We start from the raw sequence: 22,364 nt of genomic DNA, 5'->3' as shown, positions 1-22,364 counted from the left end.
GGGTGCCGGGCCCGCCACCTAAAAGCCTGGCTTTCAGGCACCCATCGAACCTGCGCGCCGCCGCCCGAGTTGGTATTGTGCGTTAACACAAGTATCTTCGCGCATTCTTTGAGCTGAGCCCCTCTAGCCATTAATGCGTTTCTCATGAATTACAACTTGTTCTGGAGCACCCTGCTCCTTACCGTCCTGTCCCTGCAACTGAATGGACAGGCGGCCGTCACCGTACGCACCGACGCCGTGCTCAACGATGTGACCGACCTCCCGCTGGGACTCAACCTGAATACCCTGACCGATGCGCAGGGTAACCGACCCGCCGATGCCGAACCGCTGGCCGCCGCGATCAACCGTACCGGCGTGCGCTACCTGCGTTTTCCGGGCGGCGAGAAATCGGATATCTACGCCTGGGCGGCCCCGCCCTACAACGACCCTTCCACTTCGTACCTGCTGCGGCAGAGCGAGCGGGACTGGCCGTCTAACGACCCTGACTTCTGGGACCTTTCCGCCGGGAAATGGGCCAACAACAACTACAATTTTGACCAGTTCATGGCCGATTGCCGGGCCACCGGCGCAGAGCCTGTCGTGGTGGTGGCCTTCGACGGAATGTACCTGCCGGCCAACAACGGCGGCACTTCCCTGACCCGCGAACAAGCCCTGGAAATGGCCGTGGCCTGGGTACGCTACGCCAACGTGACCAAGGGATACAACGTGAAGTACTGGGAACTCGGCAACGAAACCTGGAACGGTACGACTTACGCCGGACGCCACCCCGGTTTCAGCACCTACGGGCGGGACGCCGCGGAATTTGCCCGCGCGATGAAGGCCGTCGACCCCAGCATCCTGATCGGGATCAACGGGGCTACCTTCAGCGACTTCGACCTGGCGCTGAAGGAATGCGCCGCTGAAGTAGACTTCCTCGACGTGCATACCTACCCGGCGTACGGCTTCACCTCCTACGACCAGTACATATCTAACCAGCTGAATCCCAACAGTATCGTGAACGTCGCGCAGCAGGCCATCGATGCCGTCCCGGATGCCGCCGTGCGCGACAAGTTGTTCATCGTCATGACCGAGACCTCCGCTACGGGCTATCAGCTGAGTTCGGAGTGGGACGCCGGCAATAACCTGGGGCAGGCGCTGGCCAACTTCGATATCCTGATGCAGATGATCCAGGATTCCCGCGTGCGCTTTACCCAGTTCTGGAACTCCCGTTGGATCCGGCCGGATACGGGCAATTCTCACCCATACGACCTCTTCACCGCTACCAATGAGCTAAACGCCAGCGGCAAGATGATCGCCTTGATGACCGAAGAACTGCTCGACGACATGGTTGCCACGACCTCCGACGGCGTCGTACGCACCTTCGCTACGGCGAACCGGTCGCGCGACCAACTGACCGTATTCCTCCTCAATAAGGACAAAGTGGCGACAACCACCGACCTGCGGGTGGAAGGCTTCGCCAGTGCCTCCTCCGCGGAGCGGACCATTTTCACGGGCGACCACCCCGCCAGCTCGATCGTGGAACTGACCGACGCGCCGGACGCAGCCGTGCAGGGCGACCAACTGACGCTCACCCTGCCACCTACCTCCCTGACGGTACTCCGGTTCAATGCAGGCACGCCTACCTCGAGCAACACCGCAAGCTCTGATTTTTGGCTGGAGGCGGAATGCGGTACGGTGGGCAGCCGCTGGAGTACCAAGACTTCCCCGGACGCCTCCGAAGGCAAGTACGTCGTTGGGCCAAACGAACGGTCCATGTCCGAGGCACCCGCCGACCTGGACGCCAACCGCGTTCGTTTCTCCATTTCGAACGCTACCGCCGGCAACTACAAGCTCTTTGCCCGCATCAATGCCCCTTCGAATCTCGAGGATTCCTACTACGTCCGCGTCAACGGCGGGTCATGGTACAAGTGGTACAGCCGGATCCTTCACGGCAGGGGCTATCGCTGGAACCAGTTGCCCATCGGACTTTCCCTGCGCGCGGGTGAGAACACCATCGACTTTGCCTTCCGGGAACCCAATACCCAACTCGACAAACTGTACCTCACGCTGGAAGGTGCCCTGCCCGGCGGACTCGGTGCGGACGCCGAAAACTGTGGTACCACCGAAAGCACGGGCAGCAGTAATCCGGGCACCTCGAACGGAGCGGCCGAAGCCGAATGCGCCGACGACAGCGGCGATTGGAACCGGCAGTCTTCCTCCGCCGCGGCGGGTGGATCGTACATGGTCTTCACCGGGGACCGAAATATGGAGGTGCCTACAACGACCAACACCAGTCAGGAACTGCGTTACAATCTCGCAACTTCCGAAGCCGGAGCCTACCACCTGTTCATGCGGGTCGATGCCCCGGACCCCTCCCGCAACAGCGTCTGGGTCAAGGTGGACGACCAGCCCTGGATGAAGTTCTGGCGAGAGACCAACGGCGACCAACTGCTCACGAACGGCTTTGAGTGGCGCAGGGTTAATCACGACGGTGTGGCACGCACCCTCCAACTGGATGCCGGTGCGCATACCATCCGCGTGGCGAACCGCGAACCCGGGACGGGTGTCGATAAACTGGTCCTGACGCGCACGAACACGGCACCCGACGGCTTCGGCCCCGACGATGCCGACTGTGCTGCCGCGAGCGCGCAGAGCACCATGGCCGCAGCGTCCACCCAGGAGACTCTTACTATGGCTCCCCTGACCGAAGCCACCGTTTCGCTCTATCCCAACCCGGCGGTAAACCACCTCACCCTGGAGCTGACCAGTGGGTACTCCGGCGCGGTTGACCTCACTGTATTCGACCTGAACGGGCGCCGGGTGAGGCATCGGGTCCTGCAAAAGGACGGGGAGTTCCTCACCGCTAAGCTGGCCCTCCGATCGCTGCCCGCCGGAATGTACCGGCTGCGTGTGGTCGAGGGTACCCATAGTACCACCGCGTCGTTCATCCGACGCTAGCCGTCCCTTGCTTCCCAACTTTCGGCCGTCCCGCCCGATCAATGATCGGGCGGGACGGCCTGTTTTTACCGGGCCGATAATGACTGTTCTGCGCTTTTCTCGAAGAGTCCGGTCAAACCCCAATCTGCCGTCAGCGCTTCTGCCGCACGACGTACCGGTGCCCTTTGCCAAAATTTTACACCTAATTGCGGCCTTGAATCGTTAGAGAAACGAAAGCTTCCGCTATGGCCCGTAAACTAACTCTCCTGTTCCTGCTGTTGGTGTTGACCACCGCGGCCCGCGCCTCGACCATCCTTATCCCGATGGACGACTCCCAGACCGACCACCTGAAGGCTTACGGAATCACCTACTGGGTACTGAACAACAACATCGAAGCCTGGTGGCTACTCAATTACCGGGGTGGAAGTTTCGCCTTCCAGCACAGCCGGGCCTTCGAACGGGAGTGCCTTACGCGGGGGGTCAAGTACGAGGTCATCCCCGACGCCCGCTTCAATGGTATCCTGGAGGAGATCGCCGACCCCGAGCGGAACATGGATGCGATGAAGCTGGAGAAAGCACCGAAGATCGCCGTCTATACCCCCGACTACAACTTCCGGGAGGGCACTGAGGTCCAGCCCTGGGACGACGCCGTGACCATGGTGCTCACCTACGCGGAGATCCCCTACGAGACGGTTTACGACACCGAGGTACTGAATGACGAGCTGGCCCAGTATGATTGGCTGCACCTCCACCACGAGGACTTTACCGGCCAGTTTGGTCGCTTCTACCGCAGCTACCACACCGCGCCGTGGTACCGTCGCCAGGTGGCCTACCAGGAAGAGCTGGCCGCCCAGAACGGTTACCAGAAGGTGAGTCAGCTGAAGTTGGGCGTCGTCAAAAAAGTGCGTGAGTACGTAGGTGGCGGCGGCTTCATGTTTGCCATGTGCTCGGCTACCGACAGCTACGATATCGCCCTGGCGGCCGACGGCGTGGATATCTGCGCACCCTACTACGACGGTGACCCGATCGACCCCGAGGCCCAGTCGAAACTCGATTTCAGCAAGACCTTCGCCTTCGAGAACTTCCAGCTGGAGCGCAACCCACTGGAATACGAATTCAGCAACATCGACCACAACCCCCGCCCCGTGACCCAGGAGCAGGACTACTTCACCCTCTTCGACTTCAGTGCCAAGTGGGATCCCGTACCCACGATGCTCACCCAGAATCACGTCCGAACGGTCAAGGGCTTCATGGGGCAGACCACCGCCTTCACCAATGCGCACCTCAAAAGCAGCGTACTGGTCCTCGGGGAGAACAAGCCCGCCAGCGAAGCCCGCTACCTGCACGGGCAGTTCGGCGAAGGTTTCTTCACTTTTTACGGCGGCCACGATCCGGCCGACTACCGCCATCTGGTCAACGACCCGGAAACCGACCTGAGCCTGCACCCCAACAGTCCGGGATACCGCCTGATCCTCAACAACATCCTATTCCCCGCAGCCAAGAAGAAGGAGCGGAAGACCTAGCACGCCGCACGGGCTTTCGGATGCGCAGGCTGTTGTCAGGTTGGTGATCGGGTTTGGACCGTCTGTTCTACCTTTGCGCCATTGTATAACTCGCCAGGCCGCCTGCAGCAACCCAATTTACAGCCCTTGATCCAGATCTTCGTAACCGGCGGAACCTTCGACAAGGAATACGACTTCGTGACCGGACGCCTCTTTTTCCGCGACAGCAGTTTGCCCAAAATGCTGGAGGTCGGCCGGTCCACCCTTGACGTCAGCATCCGCACGCTGATGATGGTTGACAGCCTCGACATCACGCCCCAGGACCGCGAGAACATCGCCCACAACTGCCGATCGACGGATACCGACCAGATCCTGATCACCCACGGTACCGATACCATGACCGAAACGGCCGAGCACCTGGCCAAGGCCGACATCCGCGGCAAGACCATCGTAATCACGGGGGCCATGATCCCTTATGCTTTTGGGAGTTCTTCCGATGGATTCTTTAACTTGGGCAGTGCGCTGGCCTTCGTACAGTCGCTTTCCGCGGGGGTGTACATCGTCATGAACGGTCGGTACTTCACCTGGGACGGCGTACGAAAGAACCGCGCAACGGGTTTTTTTGAAGCTGTTTAACCCCCATCCGCTATGATGCCCGCCTGGCTGGCCCTTCTTATGCTGCGCCTCAACCGGATGCGCGTAATCGACCATAATAACGGCAACTGGCCGAAAAAATGCGTGGTGCCTACGGGTCCGCACACCAGCAACCGCGACTTCCCCTACGGACTGTACTCCCGGGCCGTGGTGGGTAAGTACATTCAATTCGTCGCCAAGTCCGACCTCTTCAAAGGCCCCATGGGTGCGGCCATGCAGTGGATGGGCGGGGTGCCCGTGGTACGGGAGAAACGCACCAATTTTACCCAGGCCGTGGCCAAGATCTTCCGGGAGCGGGATGAATTTTACCTCTGCATCGCCATGGAGGGCACCCGCAAGAAGGTCGACCGCTTCAAGACCGGCTTCTACTGGATCGCCAAGGAGGCCGGGGTGCCCCTGGTCTTCGCCAAATTCGACTTCGGAAACCGCGTCATCGAATTCTCCGAACCCTTCTACCCTACCGACGACGTACGGGCCGACTTCGATTTTATCTACCGCTACTTCGACGGCGTACAGGGACTGGTGCCGGAAAACAGCTTCCGGTACGACCCCGCTGTTCTGGATGAATTGCCGGCCGCCGAGGGGTAGGGTTTATCGAGGTTGCGGTCACCACTTAGCTTAGTTCACCACCGAGGTAAGGGAGGGATTCACAGAGGTTGCACAGAGGCTTCGTTCACGACAGAGTTTGCGTTCACCACAGAGGGAACAGAGCCTTTCATGGAGGTTGCGCAGAGGTTAGCGGATCAGGCGTTTGATTCCGTCGCGTAGGTGGGCAACGTTGAAATTCATCAGTAGTCCGAGCCGGAGGTCGCCCAGTTTTAAATATGTCAGCAACTAAGCGGTGTCAATGGGTGTCAGCGCAGAGACGGATTTAACCTCAACGATCAGGTTGCCCTCTACGAGAAAATCAACCCAGTAGGCATTTTCGATAATCTTATCCCGGTAGGTGAGGGGGAGCATGCACTGCCGCCGGAAAGCAAGTCCGGCGTGTCTGAGCTCTATGGCCAGGCACCGTTCCTAAGTAGACTTAAGCAAACCCGGCCCGAGCGCAGTGTGTACCCTGAACCTCGCACCGCGCACCGCGTAAGTCAGTTCATTCAAGGATATCCTAAGTGGTCTCTAAGTGGGGAACCAATGTAAAGCCAACCGTTAATTAAAACGAATTGTTTTACAAAATTTCTCCGTGAGCCCTCTGTGAAGCCCTCAGCGTCCTCTGTGGTAACCGACCCCTAAACAGCCTCCACCACCACCGCGGAAGCACCACCTCCCCCGTTGCAGAGGGTAGCCAGTCCGTACTTACCCTCCCGGGAGTGGAGCACGTTGATCAGCGTTACGAGGATACGGGCACCGGAAGTACCTAGCGGGTGACCGAGGGACACGCCGCCGCCGGTTACGTTCATGTTATCGCCCTTCAGTCCGAGCTCCTTGGCGAAGGCCATGGGCACTACGGAGAAGGCCTCATTGACCTCCAGGAAGTCCATGTCCTCCAGTTTCAGTCCGGCCCGTTCGACGGCCAGGGGGGCGGCTTTGGTCGGGGCGGTGGTGAACCACTGGGGTTCGTGGGCGGCATCGGCGAAGGAGACGATCTTGGCCAGCGGCTTCAGGCCGAGTTCATCGACTACCCGCTGGCTCACCAGCACCAGGGCCGCGGCCCCGTCGTTAATCGTGCTGGCGTTGGCGGCTGTTACGGTGCCGTCCTTGGAGAAGGCGGGGCGCAGGCTGGCCATCTTCTCGAACTTCACCTTTTTGTACTCCTCGTCTTCGTCGATGATCAGGTCGTCGCCCCGGCGCTGGGGCACATTGACGGGCACGATCTCGCGTTTGAAGGTTCCGTTGCTGGTGGCCTCGGCGCTGCGCTTGTAGGAGTTGGTGGCGTACTCGTCCTGCTCCTCGCGGCTGAAGCCGTATTTCTTGGCGGTGGCGTCGGCGCAGGTACCCATGGCGTTCTGGTCGTAGGCGTCGGTCAGGCCGTCCTTGGTCAGTCCGTCGATGAGCTTGCGGTCGCCGAATTTGGCACCCCAGCGGGCGTCGGCCACGTAGTAAGGGATGTTGGACATGCTTTCCATGCCGCCGGCAACGACCACGTCGTGGTGCCCGAGCATAATGGTCTGGGCGCCGAACATTACGCTCTTCATGCCGCTGCTGCAGACCTTGTTCACCGTGGTACAGGGGACGGTATTGGGGATACCGGCGCCGAGGGCGGCCTGGCGGGCGGGGGCCTGTCCGAGATTGGCGCTCACCACGTTACCCATAAAGACTTCCTGGACACGGTCGGCCGGAACGCCGGCACGTTCGAGGGCTCCCTTGATCGCCGCGCTTCCGAGTTGGGTAGCGGAAAGGGAGGCAAGCACGCCGCCGAAAGAACCGATGGGCGTGCGGACTGCGGAGACGATGTAGACGGGGGGGTGGTGGTGTTGGGGCATGATCGATTAATTTTCCGTAAAGATAGTTGTCCTGTCAACAGTCTGGTAGCCACAAAAGGTTTCGGCCGTGGCGGCGGGGCGCGGGTGCCGGGGCGGGTACGCCTGCGGGCGGTGTCGGTCCGGCAGGGCAATTGAGCGCTGCGCACTAGGTTTGCGGCATGAAACAAATCACCGAACTGCTCAGCCTGCTCAATCTCGAACGACTGGAAGTGAATCTCTTCCGCGGGGAAAGCCGCACCGTAGGCAGTGCCCGGGTATTCGGCGGGCAGGTACTGGCCCAGTCGCTGGCCGCCGCCGTGCAGACGGTGCCCGAAGACCGCTACGTGCACAGCCTGCACGGTTACTTCGTGCTGCCGGGTGACCTCGACATTCCGATCGTCTTTGAAGTCGACCGTATCCGCGACGGTGGCAGTTTTACTACCCGGGCGGTGAAGGCGATTCAGAACGGACAGGCCATCTTCCACCTGACGGCAAGCTTTCAGCTGGATCAGCAGGGATTCGACCACCAGATCCCGATGCCGGACGTGCTCCCGGCGGAAGAACTGGTCAGCTACGAAGGAATGGCCAAGCAGTTCGGCGACCAGCTACCCGGCAACATCCGCAAGATGCTCAGCATCGAGCGGCCACTGGAATTCCGACCCGTGGAATTCCACAATCCCTTCGACCGCGAGAAGTACGCTCCCACCCGCAACGTCTGGCTGCGCACCCGGGGCACCATGCCCGATGACCGCCGCCTGCAAGCCCTCGTGCTGGCCTACGCCAGTGATTACAATCTGCTCACCACGGCGCTCCTCCCCCACGGGCGCGCGACCGACTACCGCAACCTGCAGATGGCCAGTCTCGACCACGCTATGTGGTTTCACCGCCCCTTCCGCGCCGATGAGTGGTTGCTGTACAGCATGGACAGCCCCAGCGCCAGCGGCGCCCGCGGGTTTACACGCGGCAACATCTTCGATGCTGCAGGCCACCTGGTAGCGAGCGTTGTGCAGGAAGGACTGCTGCGGGAGAAAAAGGACTAAGCTATTCCGATCCCGCCCGTGGCGGTCCCTGCGCCGGGTTTTTGGTATGTTTACTCCTCTGGATAGGTGAAATTATGACCAAAACCGTTTTTCTGATCCTGTTGCTGGCGTTCTTGGCCCTGGTGATCCTGGCCCTGGTCATTTACCTGGTGTGGCGACGGCGTAGCAGTTCGGAACATCCATCCAAGATCAGCGACCGGGATTTACTCCTGCGGCTGTCGCGGGAACCCGACGGCTTCCTGACCCCCGACCGGCTTTCCAAGACGACCCAGCTCACCAAGGGCGAGGCGCGCTCCCGCTTGATGCGCCTGTCCATGGCTGGGATACTCGACCAGGGGTACAACAAACGGCTGGTCAGTCATTACACGCTTCGCCATCCCCTGGGGGAGGAGGACGATAGGCCCACGCTTTCCCCCATGCCGTTTCTGACGGTGGAGGATTTGCTGCTGCTGTTCGAGCGTTATGGATACCGGCCGCGCGACCAGGATCTGATCATGGCCACCGGTCTACCCCTGCGAATGATCCGGCGGGAAATGGATTACTTCGCGAAGGAGGGGGTAATCGATACCCTGTATCTCTCCGCCGGTTACGGCAAGCAGAGCCAGCGCACCTACGTCCTCCAGGAGCCCTACCGCAGCCAGCCCGAAGCTTTCCGGCAGCGCGCCGGTCGCGACAACCTGGAACTGCGCGAGATTCTGCGCAACGATAATTTTATCGTGTAGGCACCCCCGGCCCCTCATCATTATTTCCTGCGCTTGAGGAGCTTAGCCAGCCAAATCAGCAATTCGTACCTTTGCGGCCGCTAAGGTGGCGCTTCGGCTTTTGACGAGGCCGTAGTGCTTCCCGGCCCACAACCCCGCCCGCTCGTTTCCGCAGCCGTTTTCAATTTATTCCCCTATGCTTTCCGCCACAGGTATCTACCAACAGTACGGTGACCGTATCCTTTTCGACCGCGTAACCTTCACGATCGGAACCCGCGACAAGGTCGGTCTGGTAGGCCGTAACGGCGCCGGCAAGTCCACCATGCTGAAGATCATCGCCGGCGACGTCAGTCCCGACGAAGGCAAGGTGCATCGCGAGAGCGGCTCCACCCTGGGTTTTCTGCACCAGGAGATGGACCTGCCCAGCGGTCACACCGTCATGGAAGAAACCCTGACGGCCTTCGCCCACATCCAGGAGATGGAAGATCGGCTCGAAGAACTCAACCGGGAAATGGAGGTGCGCACCGATTACACTTCCGATTCCTACGCCTCCATGCTGGAGGAGTTCACCCACCTTACCGAGCGCTTCGCCCTGGTGGGCGGCATCACCATGGAGGCCGAAGCCGAGCGGGTACTGAAGGGGCTCGGGTTTCAGCAGAAGGACTTCGCGCGGCAGACCACCGAATTCTCCGGCGGCTGGCAGATGCGCATCGAACTGGCCAAAATGTTGCTACAGCGCCCCGACTACCTTCTGCTGGACGAACCGACGAACCACCTGGACATCGAGTCCATCATCTGGCTGGAAAACTGGCTCAGCTCCTACTCCGGGGCGGTGATCACCATCAGTCACGACCGGCAGTTCCTCGACAACGTTACCAACCGCACCCTCGAGATCGAGCTCGGCAAGGTGTACGACTACAAAGCCGGCTACAGCAAGTACGTGGAACTGCAGGCCGAGCGGCGCGAGAAGGCGGAGGCAGCCTACCTCAACCAGCAGAAGGTGATTGCCGACAAGGAGCGCACCATCAGCCGCTTCATGGCCAAGGCCACCAAGACCAAGATGGCCCAGTCGATGCAGAAGCAGCTCGACAAGATCGAGCGCATCGAACTCGACGAGACCAATACGGCGGTGATGAACCTGCGGTTCCCGCCCGCCCCCCGCTCCGGCGCCATCACGCTACTGGCCCGCGGGATCACCAAGACCTACGGCAAACTGAACGTTCTGCGGGGCGTGGACCTGAAGGTCGACCGCGGTGACCGCGTAGCCTTTGTCGGGCAGAACGGACAGGGTAAGACCACCCTGGCGAAAATCCTCATCGGCAAGATCCCCGCCACCGCCGGAGAGGTAGAGCTGGGCCACAACGTGAGCGTCGGGTACTACGCCCAGAACCAGAGCGACGCCCTGGACGGTAACAAGACCCTGCTGGAAACGATGGAGGAGGCCAGTCCGCCCGAAATGCGCACCCGGCTGCGCAGCGTGCTCGGTGCCTTCCTCTTTTCCGGGGAAGACCAGGACAAAAAGGTGATGGTCCTTTCCGGCGGTGAGCGCGCGCGATTGGCCCTGGCCTGCATGTTGTTGCGCCCCTTCAATCTGCTGGTACTGGACGAACCCACGAACCACCTGGACATGGCCAGCAAGGACATGCTCAAATCCGCCCTTATGGAATACGACGGCACCCTGCTCGTAGTGAGCCACGACCGCGAGTTCCTGGCCGGACTTACGGACCGTACGGTAGAATTCCGCGATCACCAACTCTACGAGCACCTCGGCGACGTCAACACCTTCCTGGAAAAACGGCAGCTGACAGATATGCGCAGCGTCGAACTGGAGAAGCCCAAGAACGGTACCCCCGACGCGGCACCCGCGCCCCGCACGCCCCTGGACAACGACGAGCGGCGGAGGTTGCAGAAGGAGGTCGGCACCGCCGAGCGGAAGATCGAGCGGCTGGAGCAGGAAATCGAGAAGATCCACCTGAAAATGGCCGACCCCACATTCTACGAGGACACCGGCCGCGTGGAAAAAACCACCGCCGAGTTGAAGCGTAAGCAGGAGCAGTTGGACGAGGTAATGGAGGCCTGGGAAACGGCCAGTTTTCAGCTGGGAGAGTAGGAAAAGGGCGGTAGAATAAAAGTCGGCCGGCTATGCGAGAACCGCCGGGCACCCGACATTAATTCTGCCATTGTGAAATTTACCCTTAAATAATTCCTAATTCCCCGTAAGGAGCTATACTTTTCGGAGGCGCCAAACGTATATTACGTATCTGGCTTGATCAGTGTTCATATACCTCCCTTGCTACCCCGGATCTTGAAAGTAACCTCCATGAAAATTGTCCTCGCGCGGCTGACGGCTCTCGTGCTCTGCCTGCTGGCCTTTGCGAATACGAACCTTACCAACCTTGGCAACCCAGCCAACTACCAGCGTTTCTCCCTTCCCTTCTACGCCCAACCCGTGGCCGTCACCTACGACCCCGCCATGGTGGTACGGGAACCCGCATCGCTCTCCAACGCCTCGATTCGCGCGACCTACAACCAACTGGAACGGCGCCCCACCCAGGTACTCCTGAACCACCTGTTGGCCGCCAAGGGTCAGTTCCAGCTCAACGATTATCTGTTTTTCAAGCTGGCGCGTACCACCCTCAACACCATCTACCAGGGGCAATCGCCCCGCGCCCAGGAGATCACGCTCTACAAATTGCTGATCGACTCCGGCTTTGATGCCCGCCTGACCTTTCGCGGCGACCGGGTATTCATCAACGTCTACACCACCGAGGACCTCTTTGAGGTGCCCATCATCGAAGCCGACGGTCGGGCCTACGCCAACCTGAGTTGCGTGGACGGCGACTGCAAGGGGCGCCAGCGGCTGTTCATCTTCAACGATCACCCCAACCCCCGGGGCAAGTCGTTCGGCTTCCAATTGCCCAGCTGGCCCGCCCTGGCCGAACAGCCGGTGGAAAAAGCCCTGTCGTTCAACTTTCACGGCATCACGCAGCACCTCAAGGTCACCTTCGACAAGACCATGGTCGACATCATGACCGACTACCCCTTCATCCACGAGTACTGCTACCTCGACACGCCACTCTCCCCCACCCTTTCCCGCAGCCTGCTGCCCCAACTGGAGCGCTACATGCAGCATATGGACACCCAGCAGCAACTCGAACTGCTGGCCAGCTTCACCCGTTCGGCCTTCGCTTACAAGGAGGACAACGAGTACTTCGGCCGTTCCAAGCCCATGGTACCAGAGGAGGTCTTCGGCTACAGCTACAGCGACTGCGAGGACCGCTCGGCCCTCTTCTTCGCCCTGGTGCGCGATTTGCTGGACCTGCCCATGGCCGTGATCGCCTACGACGACCACCTGACAGTAGCCGTCGGCAGTGACATGCCCGGCGACTCCTTCAACTACAAGGGCCAGCGCTACATCTTCATCGACCCCACCGGCCCCCGCAACAGCAGCCGGATCGGTGTGGTGCCCCCGGGCTACGAGGATAAAAGCTTCACCGTCATCGGCACCTACAACCAGGCTAAGTAACTGACAATCAGGCCCGGATTGACTAATTTCCGGCAAGCGATGCATAGTTTCCGCGAATAACTACATTTGCCGCCCGAATCTGCGGAAACAAATCGCGACCTGAAGGCTTTTTTAGGTACTTAAACAACAGTCAGTTATGTATTGGACCCTCGAACTCGCCTCACACCTGGAAGATGCCCCCTGGCCCGCCACCCGCGATGAACTCATCGACTACGCCATTCGCTCCGGCAGCCCCCTCGAAGTGATCGAAAACCTGCAGGCGATGGAAGATGAGGGCGAGAGCTACGAAGCCATCGACGACATCTGGCCCGACTACCCCCGGAAGGACGACTTTCTCTTTAACGAGGACGAATACTAGGACTCTGCCCGCCCGCCCCTGCGTGGGTGCCCAAGCTCCAGATTCCAACCGACACGACGCCGGCAACCTAGGGTTACCGGCGTCGTGTGTATTATAGCCCCGCCCAATCGCCCGTTACGTTTAAAATTTGCCTGCCGTGGCCCACTCTTCCCCCCTTACCATCGCCATCGACGGCTATAGCGCCTGTGGTAAATCCACCCTGGCCCGCGCCCTCGCCCGCCGGCTCGGATACAGCTACATCGATACCGGTGCCATGTACCGCGCCGTGACCCTGCACCTCCAGCGCGATGAGGTCAACCTGGAAGACGACGCGGCGGTGACGGAAGCCCTCCGGCAAATTACCATCGCCTTCCGGCCGGAAGACAATCACGTGCTGTTGAACGGTGAAGACGTGGAGCACCAGATCCGCGGCTTATCGGTCAGCAAAATGGTTTCCCAGGTAGCCGCCCTGTCCAAAGTGCGCCGCGCGATGGTCGAGCAACAGCGCCGCATGGGTGCCGATGGCGGGGTGATTCTCGACGGACGCGACATTGGAACCGTGGTATTCCCCGACGCCGACCTCAAGCTGTTCGTCACCGCCGATTTGGAAACCCGCATCGATCGCCGCCTAAGTGAGTTGCTGGCGGACGGGCAGGAAGTGCAGCGCGAGGAAGTAGCCGCCAACCTGGAAGAACGCGACTACATCGACAGCCACCGTGCCGACAGCCCGTTGCGCATGGCCGACGACGCGGTTTTGCTAGACAATACCCACCTCGGCCTCGAAGAATTGGTAGAACGCGGCGAGGAACTCGTGCAGCAACTCAGAACAGCGAGAAGATAAATTCGAAGATCTTAAAGGTTACCCACACCAAAAGGATCATCAAAATCAGGATCGACACGATCACCGCCAGCACCACCGGCCACACGCTGCCCCGGTGGCGGCCCTCCTCGTAGTACTCCCGCATCAACTCCGCATTTCGGTAATTGGCTTTATAGAAGAGGTCGAAGATGTTGCCGAGTACCGGCACGGAGCCGACGAAAGCATCCAGCACCACGTTGACGAGCATACGGGCTACCAGTCGCGGACTGGCACCGTGACGCGCCATGGTAGCGACGAGCGTACCCGACATGCCCAGCGAAAGGATATCGCCCGCCCCGGGTACCAGCCCCAGGATGAAGTCGAGCCCGAAACGCACCCCCGTTCCGGGAATGCGAAATTTGGTGTCAAGTACGCGGCTGAAGGTATCCACCCACTGCAATTGGGGTACGCTGCGTTGGGCTTCGGTAAGGATGGGATGGTCTGGTTGGTGCATGGTCCGCTTGAGGGGTACTGGTCTGCAACATCAAGTGCAATCGGCCTGCGGAGGTTCGCCCGACTACCGGCTCAATAGGTCAGCACCAGTCGAATTATGCCCACTTCCCCCGCCGTTTCCAGCCTGACTGCGTAAATCCCCGGTGGCAAGTCTGTCAGGTCCATGCGATGCTCGCGCCGCCCGTCGATCCGCTCATGGAGCACGATCCGGCCGGTCGCGGTCAGTACCAGCAAGTTTTGCACCCGCGCCCCCGGCAAATCCGCAAGCCGGACCGTACCCGAAGCCGGATTAGGAAAAGCACGGAAGGTGAAAGTGGGTTCCAACGGCGTAAATAGTCCGGTCGTGGGGGCCTCCGCCGGCAGGTCGGAGCGGTAGTAAGTAAGGCCGCCCCGCTCGTTGCCGAGGATGAACTCCAAAGACCCGTCGGCATCCAGGTCGCCCGCCGCCGGCACCGAAAAGCTGCCCACGTCCAATCCGGCCACGGTGTCGTTCAAGGGTGTGAACGGAAGCGTATAATCGGTAAAACTGTACGCCTCCAGGGTGCCGGCCCGGTTGCCCGTCACGAGCAGGAAGCGGTCCGGGTAGGTTAGCACGAGCGGACTGGGATAACCGGTAGAGAAGCCGGGGCGGTTTGTATTTACGCCTCCCAATTGCAGGGCATTACCGGGGGCACCGGTATCGGGATCAAAAAAGGGGTTGGTGGGCGTACCGACGTTGCGGTAAAAGCGGATGCGCCCGTCGTAGCCGCCCACCACCAGATCGGACCGGCCGTCGCGGTCAAGGTCAACTATGTCCGGCACGGCCACTTGTCCGGCGTCAAGTTCCATGTATCCAAATACCGGCTCGGCAAAGGCCGCTGGCCGTCCGGCACCGGCCGTATTTTCCAGGTAAATGAGTTGTCCGCTGCGCTCGCCGATGATCGCGTCCGCGTCGCCGTCGCCGTCGAGGTCGCCGAAGACCGGAGTAAAGGCGGAAGTCGTCGATTGAAAGCGGCTAAGTCCCAGGTAATCGTCGTCGGCCAGGATGAACGCCGGTGATCCGCCCGGGGGCGTCACGTTGCGGATCAGCCGCAGGCGGCTGTTGATGCGCCCGTCGGAGCTGTAATTCTCGGTGTTTCCGACCACCAGGTCCGGTCGCCCGTCGGCGTCGTAGTCGAATATGGCGGGCCGACTCCCGCTGCCGAAATCCAGGCTTTCCCTGACCAGCAACTGGCTGTCCTGAAAGGCGAAGTCGGGGGCCGCGTCGGTGCCGCGGTTACGGTAGTACCAGCCCACATTGACGTCCTCGGCGTTGAGCGTCTGGCTCGGGCTGGCCACGATGTCGCGCACCCCGTCCTGATCGATATCCAGGTGGTAGGCGGCCGGGAAGAAGGGGATATTCGCCACCGTCCCGTCGGAGTTCCAGGTCGGATCCTGGCTGCTGATGAAGGCCTCCTCGGGGGTACCCGTGTTTCGCCCGAGCACGAGGTATTCGAAGGAGATGTCGCCGAGCATAATGTCCTTGAGCCCGTCGCCGTCGTAGTCGAGCGTAAGGATGGTGGAACCGGAGTGGCGCGGCTCCACCGGCATACCGGGCAGCTGACTGCGGGCGCACTCGCCCGGGCGGGCGGCCAGGTCCAGGGCTGAGGTAAGGCCACTTTCGAAGAAGCCGCCCCAGCATTCGTCCTCCAGGGTAAAGAGGAGCGTATCCCGCCCGAATCCCCGCTCCACGCTCTGGTTGCGGAAGTACTCCACGTAGCCCCCCGCTACGCTGAAGGTCAGGATATCTAGGTCGCCGTCGCCGTCCAGGTCGTCAACTGCCGGATAATCAATGGAAGTGACGAAGATGGGTACCGTTCCGTTCCCGAAGGGGTAGCGCAGACCCGAATAGGTTGGGGCGTTGTCGAACGTAAGCAGGCCTTCCGCGGAGCGCCGGCCGCGGTAGATCCGCAATCCGCCGAAGGCGGCGGAATACGTGAAGAGGTCGTCGTTGCCGTCGCCGTCGTAGTCGCGCAGAATGACCCAGGCGTTCAGGTCGGTGGGAAAGCCGCCGGTCAGCTCCGGGGCGGGCCGGTACTGGCCGGCTCCGGTGCCCCGCAGGGCGATCTGCGCGTCGCCCGCCCGGTCGAAGAGGTAGAGATCAGCTACGCCATCGCCGTCCAGGTCGGTGGTCATCCACTGCGGGGCGTTCAGGCCGCCCAGCCAGGCCAGCGGCAGCGGGGTTCCGTCGGCGCGGGAGACGACCGGTTGGGCGGGTTCCAGGCTAAACTGGGCCGTGAGCGGCAGGCAGCCGATAAGCAGGGCGGCAAAAAGCAGGGGTCGGATCATGGGCAGTGCGTTAGCCAAGGTACGCCGGCGGTCGGGTAATGTTTGTCCGGCGGCGGCCCGGGGGCCGATTTCGGAGGTAGGGGGCGCTCGGCGTATATTGGCGCGTCAAGACCCCCGTATGCCCGCCCCGAACCGCCTTGTTGCCTTACTCCTGTTGTGCTGTTTTACCATTTCGGGCCTTGACGCCCAGTATCGCGTAAGTACCCGGGAAGGCAGCCTTTTCGTTCAGGGCGCGGACGCGGGTGCCGTATTCACGGTGAACGGCGAAGCGGTGTCGGCTACTCCCGCCGGCGACGGTCTGTTGCTGACCGTAGAACCGGGGATTCAGCTCCTCCACTCGGGTGATCAGACGGAACTCTACCACCTGAGCGCACAGGAGGGTCCCGATCAGCTGCGGCGCATTCCGCTGTGGCTGTCGATCCTGCCCCCGCTGATCGCCATCGGGATGGCGCTCATCTTCAAGGAAGTGATCATCTCGCTGTTCGCGGGCATCTGGGTGGGGGCCTTCATCGCCGGTGGGCTCCGTTTCGAGTTTTTCCTGGGCATCATCAAGGCGCTGCTCGCGGTCGTCGATACCTACCTGATCGACTCGCTGAACGACAGCGGTCACCTTTCGGTGGTCGTGTTCAGCCTCATGATCGGCGGCATGGTCGCCATCATCAGCCGCAACGGCGGTATGGCCGGGGTGGTGCACCGCATGTCGAAGTACGCTACCAATCCGCGCCGCGGGCAGTTCGTGACGTGGCTCCTGGGGGTGGCCATCTTCTTCGACGACTACGCCAACACCCTCATCGTGGGCAATACGATGCGCTCGGTGACCGACAAGTTCCGCATCAGCCGCGAAAAGCTGGCTTACATCGTCGACTCGACCGCCGCCCCGGTCGCCTCGGTGGCCTTCATTACTACCTGGATCGGAGCGGAGTTGGGCTACATCGGCGACGGCATCGCGCAGGTGGAACACTTCGCCGACAGCACGCCGTATGCGGTATTCATTGAATCGCTGAAGTACAGCTACTACCCGGTGCTCACGCTCGCCTTTATCCTGTACCTCATCTACCAGCGCCGGGACTTCGGCCCCATGCTCACCGCCGAAACGCGCGCACGCACCACCGGCGTGGTAAAGGCCACCAGCACGGAGGAAGACGCCGGCAGCGAACAGGAGGATCTCGAGCCCGTCCGCGGCGCGCCGCTGCGGGCCCGCAACGCGGCCATCCCGGTGCTGACCGTGGTAGTAATGACGATCATCGGCCTGGTGGACACGGGCCTGACCAGCCTCCACCAGGGCATGGAGAACCCACCGGGAACGAGCGACTGGGGCGCGGTATGGGCCTCCCTGGATGGCAATTTCTTCGTAAAGCTGGGCCTGATCATCGGCGCGGCCGACAGCTATGTGGCATTGCTCTGGGCCAGCATGAGCGGCGTGCTGGTCGCCATGGCGCTCACTATCGGGCAGAAGATCATGAGCGTGGAGCAGACCGTGGGCTCCCTTACTTCCGGCTTCAAGTCGATGTTCTCGGCGGTGATGATTCTTACCCTGGCGTGGGCCCTGGCCCTGACCACGGAGGAATTGCACACGGCCACTTTCCTGGTCGAACTGTTGGGTGATGCCCTCAATCCCTACTTCCTGCAGCCGGTCATTTTCGTGCTGGCGGCCCTGATCAGCTTCTCCACGGGATCCAGCTGGAGTACCATGGCTATTCTTTACCCGATCGCCATTCCGCTGACGTGGACGGTCGCCATGATTTCCGGCTGGGACGAACCGGCTGCGGCGGGCCTGTTCTACAACGTCATCAGTACCGTACTGGCGGCCAGCGTACTTGGTGACCACTGCTCGCCGATCTCGGATACCACCATCCTTTCGAGCTTGGCTTCGGACTGCAACCACATCGATCACGTGCGCACGCAATTGCCCTACGCCCTCACCGTCGGCTCGGTGGCCCTGGCCTGCGGTTTCCTATCTACCCTGCTTGGCGGCGGTTGGTTCGTCTGCCTGTCGCTGATGGCTGCGGGCCTTATCCTGCTCTGGTTCGTGGTCCGCACGGTCGGAAAAACGATGGAGATGGATCTCTAGTCCTCGAGATCCGCGATCCGGTACACGTGAATGTCTCCGGCTTTCAGCAGCAGGGAATCAAAGCGGGTTTGCACGGCGGAGTCCTGGTCGAATTTGCGGGAATTCGAATAGAGGTAGTTCACGCCGTGGTTCTCGTGCAGGTCGTCGATCCACTCCGGCTGCAGTCCGTTGCTGTGGAAGACGTAACCCCGTTTACGGATCAACCAGGTGAAAATATGGGCCGAAATGTCGTTAATGGCAATCACGATCTCATCGTCGTCCACCGCCTCCTGCAGGGCCTCCTGGTAGCGGTAGGCATCCTTCATCACATTATAGTACGCGCCGGTGGGTGCCTCCCACAACGGTTGCCTGAGTTGATGCGCGTAGTAGGGGGACGCCAGCACCGCCAGCCCGATCAGCCCGGCACCCAGGGGGCGAAAACCGGCACCCGCGGTCCACCGCCAGATACGAGCCGCGCCGGCCGTGATGAAAATGTACAGCCAGGGTAATAGCGGTAGCAGATAATAGTCGTGTACCACGGTAATGGTGTTCCACTGCAGGGCCACGTAAAGCAGGGTGACCCCGCAGAGCCCCCAAACGTACCGCAGGAAGGGCACGCCACCGCTCCGGGTAGCCGGCAGAAAGATACCGAGCAAGAGCAGGCCCCAGACCGGGGGGGAAAGCAGGTCGTAGGGGATGTACTGCTCCAGGAAATGGTCCAGGATCTTAAGGTTTTCCGCCCGGCTGTTCGCGCTGCCGAAGATGCCGTAGAGGACCGGGTTGCTCCCCCAGCCGGGCATTACCCAGCGGTACCAGAGCATGGCCGGCAGGAGAAACAACAGATGCAGGGCGGCAAGGCCAATGACCCGCGGCTGGAAGCGACCCGCCCGCCAGAGGTTACCGAGGGTGTACATGACGCCGATGATGCCGAACATGGCGTAGGGCAACTTGGCCAGGGTTGCCAGCAGAAGAAACGCAAGCCCTCCGAGGAGTTGCGGCCACCGCCGGTCTCGGAACCAGGCAAAGGTCAGGTAGAGGTACCAGATGCCCGCCGAGAGGGCCAGCAAATCAGGAAGCACGTTGAGGGTATAGAAATAGAAGAGGGGACAGAACTGCAGGAATACGGTGCCGACCAGGGAAAGGCCGGCGGAAAAGGCCATGGTCCGTAGCAGCAGGTAAAATCCGACCAGTCCGAATACGCCAATGAGCCAGACCGTGGTGCGCGCCACCAGTACACTTTCGCCGGTGAGGCGCTGGACCTGGGCCATGCTCCACTGCATGACGGGGAATTCATAGCGGAGGAGGTTATCGTGGGACCCGTTGAAGTGGCTGACGCGGGCATTCAGGATGTCGTTGTCGTAGTGCAGGAAATTGCGCACGTTCCACATCGTCTGCGATTGGCGCCAGTTGTGCCGGCCCTGGATCTCGAGCGGGAAGATGGTCCAGTGCAGGCCGATACTCACCAGAAGACTGAGTAAAAAGCCGGCCAGTACCGCGGGTCGTTTGGGCAGACGCATGGCGTAAAGGTAGCACCGGCCCGGGTGCCCCGGAAGGTTGCGAAGCTGTTCAGCTGACGAGGTAGCCGTGACTGATGGCGAGTTGCTCGGGGGAGTAGTTTCCGATATCGGGGTGAACGTTGACGGTCGCCAGGGCACTGAGGTCGCCGGGGCGCACCGCTTCTTCGCGGACGGGAATGTCCAGCTCGGCGTACATCCGCCGGTAGTCCGGCCACCGCAGGCGGTTCTGGGGCTGTATGTCGTTGTCGACCAGCGCCCAGTTCTCGCGGCTGAACTGTAAAAAGTTGTAGATGGTAATGTCGGGGTCGAGGTGGGCGAAGTGGTCCGAGAGGTCGATAAAGTGGCTCATCACGCCGTCGGGCTTCACCACCCGCCTGAACTCGCGCAGGATGTTGCGCAACACGTCGGGGTAAATGTGTTCGAAGGTGTTGTTGGAGCAAATGAGGTCAAAGCTGTCGTCCGGAAAGTCCAGCCGCGTAGCGTCCATGATGCGGGCTTCCAGGTGCAGGCGGTCGTTGACCTCGGCGACCGTCAGCCGGTCGGGTGAAGCGACAATCTGCCGCAGCACCGCCAGTCGCCCGGGCTCCACCCTTTCCAGGTAGTCGGCCAGCAGGCCGCGATCGTGGTAATCCAGGATGCGGGTCAGGGCCAGGTGTTGGCGGTCGCGGCTGAGCCAGTTGCGGATGTCGAGGGACACGATGCGGGAGAAACCCGCCAGGAAAAGCAGGGTAGGCACGATGGGGTACCAGCCGGTGCCGAGTTCGAGGGCCGTAGCTTGTGCGGGCGGTGCGGCACCGTACTTTCGGTAGTAGGCCAGGTGGTCGCGGGCGGCGTCCAGCTTGTAACCGAAGTGCTCGTCGGTGAGGTCGACGCCGCGGGTGACGTAGCGTTGGAACCAGAAATTAACGCGTTCGCGCTGCGGCAGAAAGGAGATTGCCTTCTGGACCACGGCCTTCATCCACCACTTCGCCATTATACCTTGCGCCTTTCCCAGTAGTTCTGGCTTTCCACTTCTTCCAGGATCTGGAGGTAGGAATAGTACCGCAGCTCGGTCACGCGGTCGTCACCCTCTTCCACCGATTCCTTGACCGCGCAACCGGGTTCGGTGCGGTGCAGGCAGGACCCGCCAAAGCGGCAATCCTCGCTGGTGGCGAAGATTTCACGGAAGTTGTGGGCCACGTCCTGGGGTTTCAAGTAATTAAAGCCCAGGGTCTTGATGCCGGGGGTGTCAATCAGTTCGCCGCCGAAGCTGAGCTGGAACAATTCGGCGAAGGTGGTCGTATGCTGCCCCTTGCCGGTATAGTCCGAGAGTTCGCCGGTGCGCAGGTCCAGTCCGGGTTCGATGGCATTGACCAGGGTGGACTTCCCTACCCCACTTTGCCCGCTGAGCAGGTTCCGCTTTCCCTCCATTCGCTCGCGCAGCTCGGCGATTCCCTGTCCGGTGGTAGCACTTACCAGTTCGACCGTGTAGCCGATGTCGGTGTAGAGGTCGCGAATGACCTCGTAGGTTTCCATATCTTCCGCTTCGTAAATGTCGGCCTTGTTGACCACGATAATGGTCGGTATACCGAAGGGCTCCGTCATGAGCAGGAAGCGATCGATGAACCCCAATTTCACGCCGGGATCGATGATCGTGGTGATGAGTACGGCCTGGTCGACGTTGCTGGCGATCAGGTGCAGGTCGTGCTTGCGGCGGGGACTCTGACGGACGACGTAGTTGCGGCGATCGTCGATCTCCCGGATGGCCCCCGTCTCTTCGTCGTTATTGGTTTCCACTTCTACGCGTACCCGGTCGCCGACGGCGATGGGGTTGGTCAGGTTCAGCTCATCCAGGCGGAATTTGCCGGCCACGCGGCAGCGCAACTCGCGGTCCCCTTCCGGGGTCGGAGCGTCTAGCCGTACGTTGTACCAGCTGCCGGTAGATTTGGTGACGGTGCCTGCGATCATGTGAAGGATAAAAGTCGCGAAAAGAATGGAAAGTTGCCTGCCGCCACAAATTCGGAGCCGCGACATGCTGGACGCCCAGCTTGCCGCGCAGGCGTTATCTTAGGTGCTCCGCGCCCCCCTCGCGGTATGTGTCCACCCCTTCAATTTCCTTCC

At 61.1% G+C, this 22,364-nt stretch carries 17 protein-coding genes and 1 pseudogene; 11 read left to right on the top strand and 7 right to left on the bottom strand.

Annotated elements, in window-relative coordinates:
* The first annotated feature begins 144 nt into the window (after positions 1 to 144).
* The 4 genes from E4021_RS10225 (at position 145) to E4021_RS10210 (ending at position 5,660) form a co-directional block, all read left to right on the top strand.
* Positions 145 to 2,937 carry a T9SS type A sorting domain-containing protein gene (locus tag E4021_RS10225; RefSeq protein ID WP_136459031.1) on the top strand — a complete coding sequence of 931 codons (2,793 nt, stop codon included), beginning with the start codon at positions 145 to 147 and terminating at the stop codon, positions 2,935 to 2,937.
* A gap of 224 nt (positions 2,938 to 3,161) precedes the next feature.
* The gene (locus E4021_RS10220) at positions 3,162 to 4,439 is read left to right on the top strand and encodes an enoyl-CoA delta isomerase 1 (RefSeq protein WP_136459029.1); all 1,278 of its coding nucleotides are present in this window, start codon (positions 3,162 to 3,164) and stop codon (positions 4,437 to 4,439) included.
* A 126-nt stretch (positions 4,440 to 4,565) separates the two neighbouring features.
* Positions 4,566 to 5,054: an asparaginase domain-containing protein gene (locus tag E4021_RS10215; RefSeq protein ID WP_136459027.1), complete on the top strand. Its 489-nt coding sequence runs from the start codon at positions 4,566 to 4,568 to the stop codon at positions 5,052 to 5,054.
* A gap of 12 nt (positions 5,055 to 5,066) precedes the next feature.
* Positions 5,067 to 5,660 carry a 1-acyl-sn-glycerol-3-phosphate acyltransferase gene (locus tag E4021_RS10210; protein WP_246050271.1) on the top strand — a complete coding sequence of 198 codons (594 nt, stop codon included), beginning with the start codon at positions 5,067 to 5,069 and terminating at the stop codon, positions 5,658 to 5,660.
* 147 nt (positions 5,661 to 5,807) lie between these two features.
* Here E4021_RS10210 and E4021_RS18395 read toward each other — a convergent pair.
* Together E4021_RS18395 and E4021_RS10200 are read right to left on the bottom strand one after the other, a co-directional pair.
* Positions 5,808 to 6,080 (bottom strand): annotated as a pseudogene (locus E4021_RS18395) (GxxExxY protein).
* Between the two features lie 221 nt (positions 6,081 to 6,301).
* On the bottom strand, positions 6,302 to 7,495 hold the full coding sequence (locus E4021_RS10200) for an acetyl-CoA C-acyltransferase (protein ID WP_136459025.1): 1,194 nt from the start codon (positions 7,493 to 7,495) through the stop codon (positions 6,302 to 6,304).
* Between the two features lie 158 nt (positions 7,496 to 7,653).
* On the opposite strand from E4021_RS10200, the gene tesB reads away from it, so the two are divergent.
* The 6 genes from tesB to cmk all read left to right on the top strand — a co-directional run bounded on the left by tesB (position 7,654) and on the right by cmk (position 13,919).
* A complete protein-coding gene (gene tesB / locus E4021_RS10195) occupies positions 7,654 to 8,514 on the top strand; it encodes an acyl-CoA thioesterase II (protein ID WP_136459023.1) in 861 nt (286 codons plus the stop codon).
* Positions 8,515 to 8,588: 74 nt separating this feature from the next.
* Positions 8,589 to 9,236 (top strand): hypothetical protein, encoded by a 648-nt coding sequence (locus tag E4021_RS10190; protein ID WP_136459021.1) that lies wholly within the window; start codon positions 8,589 to 8,591, stop codon positions 9,234 to 9,236.
* A gap of 175 nt (positions 9,237 to 9,411) precedes the next feature.
* Complete coding sequence (locus E4021_RS10185) at positions 9,412 to 11,325, top strand: ABC-F family ATP-binding cassette domain-containing protein (RefSeq protein ID WP_136459019.1); 1,914 nt, start codon at positions 9,412 to 9,414, stop codon at positions 11,323 to 11,325.
* 210 nt (positions 11,326 to 11,535) lie between these two features.
* Entirely contained in the window at positions 11,536 to 12,741 is a 1,206-nt protein-coding gene (locus E4021_RS10180) for a hypothetical protein (protein WP_136459017.1), read from the top strand.
* A 136-nt stretch (positions 12,742 to 12,877) separates the two neighbouring features.
* The gene (locus tag E4021_RS10175; protein ID WP_068220307.1) at positions 12,878 to 13,099 is read left to right on the top strand and encodes a DUF2795 domain-containing protein; all 222 of its coding nucleotides are present in this window, start codon (positions 12,878 to 12,880) and stop codon (positions 13,097 to 13,099) included.
* 136 nt (positions 13,100 to 13,235) lie between these two features.
* A complete protein-coding gene (gene cmk / locus E4021_RS10170) occupies positions 13,236 to 13,919 on the top strand; it encodes a (d)CMP kinase (RefSeq protein WP_136459015.1) in 684 nt (227 codons plus the stop codon).
* On the opposite strand, the gene E4021_RS10165 is transcribed toward cmk, so the two are convergent.
* Both E4021_RS10165 and E4021_RS10160 read right to left on the bottom strand, forming a co-directional pair.
* On the bottom strand, positions 13,900 to 14,391 hold the full coding sequence (locus E4021_RS10165; protein ID WP_136459013.1) for a DUF4112 domain-containing protein: 492 nt from the start codon (positions 14,389 to 14,391) through the stop codon (positions 13,900 to 13,902). The two genes, cmk and E4021_RS10165, sit on opposite strands and share 20 nt — an antisense overlap.
* Before the next feature lie 71 nt (positions 14,392 to 14,462).
* The gene (locus E4021_RS10160) at positions 14,463 to 16,697 is read right to left on the bottom strand and encodes a T9SS type A sorting domain-containing protein (RefSeq protein WP_136459011.1); all 2,235 of its coding nucleotides are present in this window, start codon (positions 16,695 to 16,697) and stop codon (positions 14,463 to 14,465) included.
* Between the two features lie 118 nt (positions 16,698 to 16,815).
* On the opposite strand from E4021_RS10160, the gene E4021_RS10155 reads away from it, so the two are divergent.
* Positions 16,816 to 18,768 (top strand): Na+/H+ antiporter NhaC family protein, encoded by a 1,953-nt coding sequence (locus tag E4021_RS10155; RefSeq protein ID WP_136459009.1) that lies wholly within the window; start codon positions 16,816 to 16,818, stop codon positions 18,766 to 18,768.
* Here the strand turns inward: E4021_RS10155 and E4021_RS10150 are convergent.
* The 3 genes from E4021_RS10150 to rsgA are packed head-to-tail and all read right to left on the bottom strand — an operon-like array spanning position 18,765 to position 22,211.
* Positions 18,765 to 20,264 (bottom strand): glycosyltransferase family 39 protein, encoded by a 1,500-nt coding sequence (locus E4021_RS10150; RefSeq protein WP_136459007.1) that lies wholly within the window; start codon positions 20,262 to 20,264, stop codon positions 18,765 to 18,767. The genes E4021_RS10155 and E4021_RS10150 overlap by 4 nt on opposite strands.
* A gap of 49 nt (positions 20,265 to 20,313) precedes the next feature.
* Entirely contained in the window at positions 20,314 to 21,237 is a 924-nt protein-coding gene (locus E4021_RS10145; RefSeq protein WP_136459005.1) for a class I SAM-dependent methyltransferase, read from the bottom strand.
* A complete protein-coding gene (rsgA, locus tag E4021_RS10140) occupies positions 21,237 to 22,211 on the bottom strand; it encodes a ribosome small subunit-dependent GTPase A (protein ID WP_211096998.1) in 975 nt (324 codons plus the stop codon). Before rsgA ends, E4021_RS10145 begins: the two co-directional genes overlap by 1 nt.
* Between the last annotated feature and the right edge of the window lie 153 nt (positions 22,212 to 22,364).

The organism is Neolewinella litorea (assembly GCF_004803465.1).
Taxonomy (GTDB): domain Bacteria; phylum Bacteroidota; class Bacteroidia; order Chitinophagales; family Saprospiraceae; genus Neolewinella; species Neolewinella litorea.
Note: the sequence above shows the minus strand (reverse complement) of the source record. Positions and strands in the feature narration are given on the sequence as shown.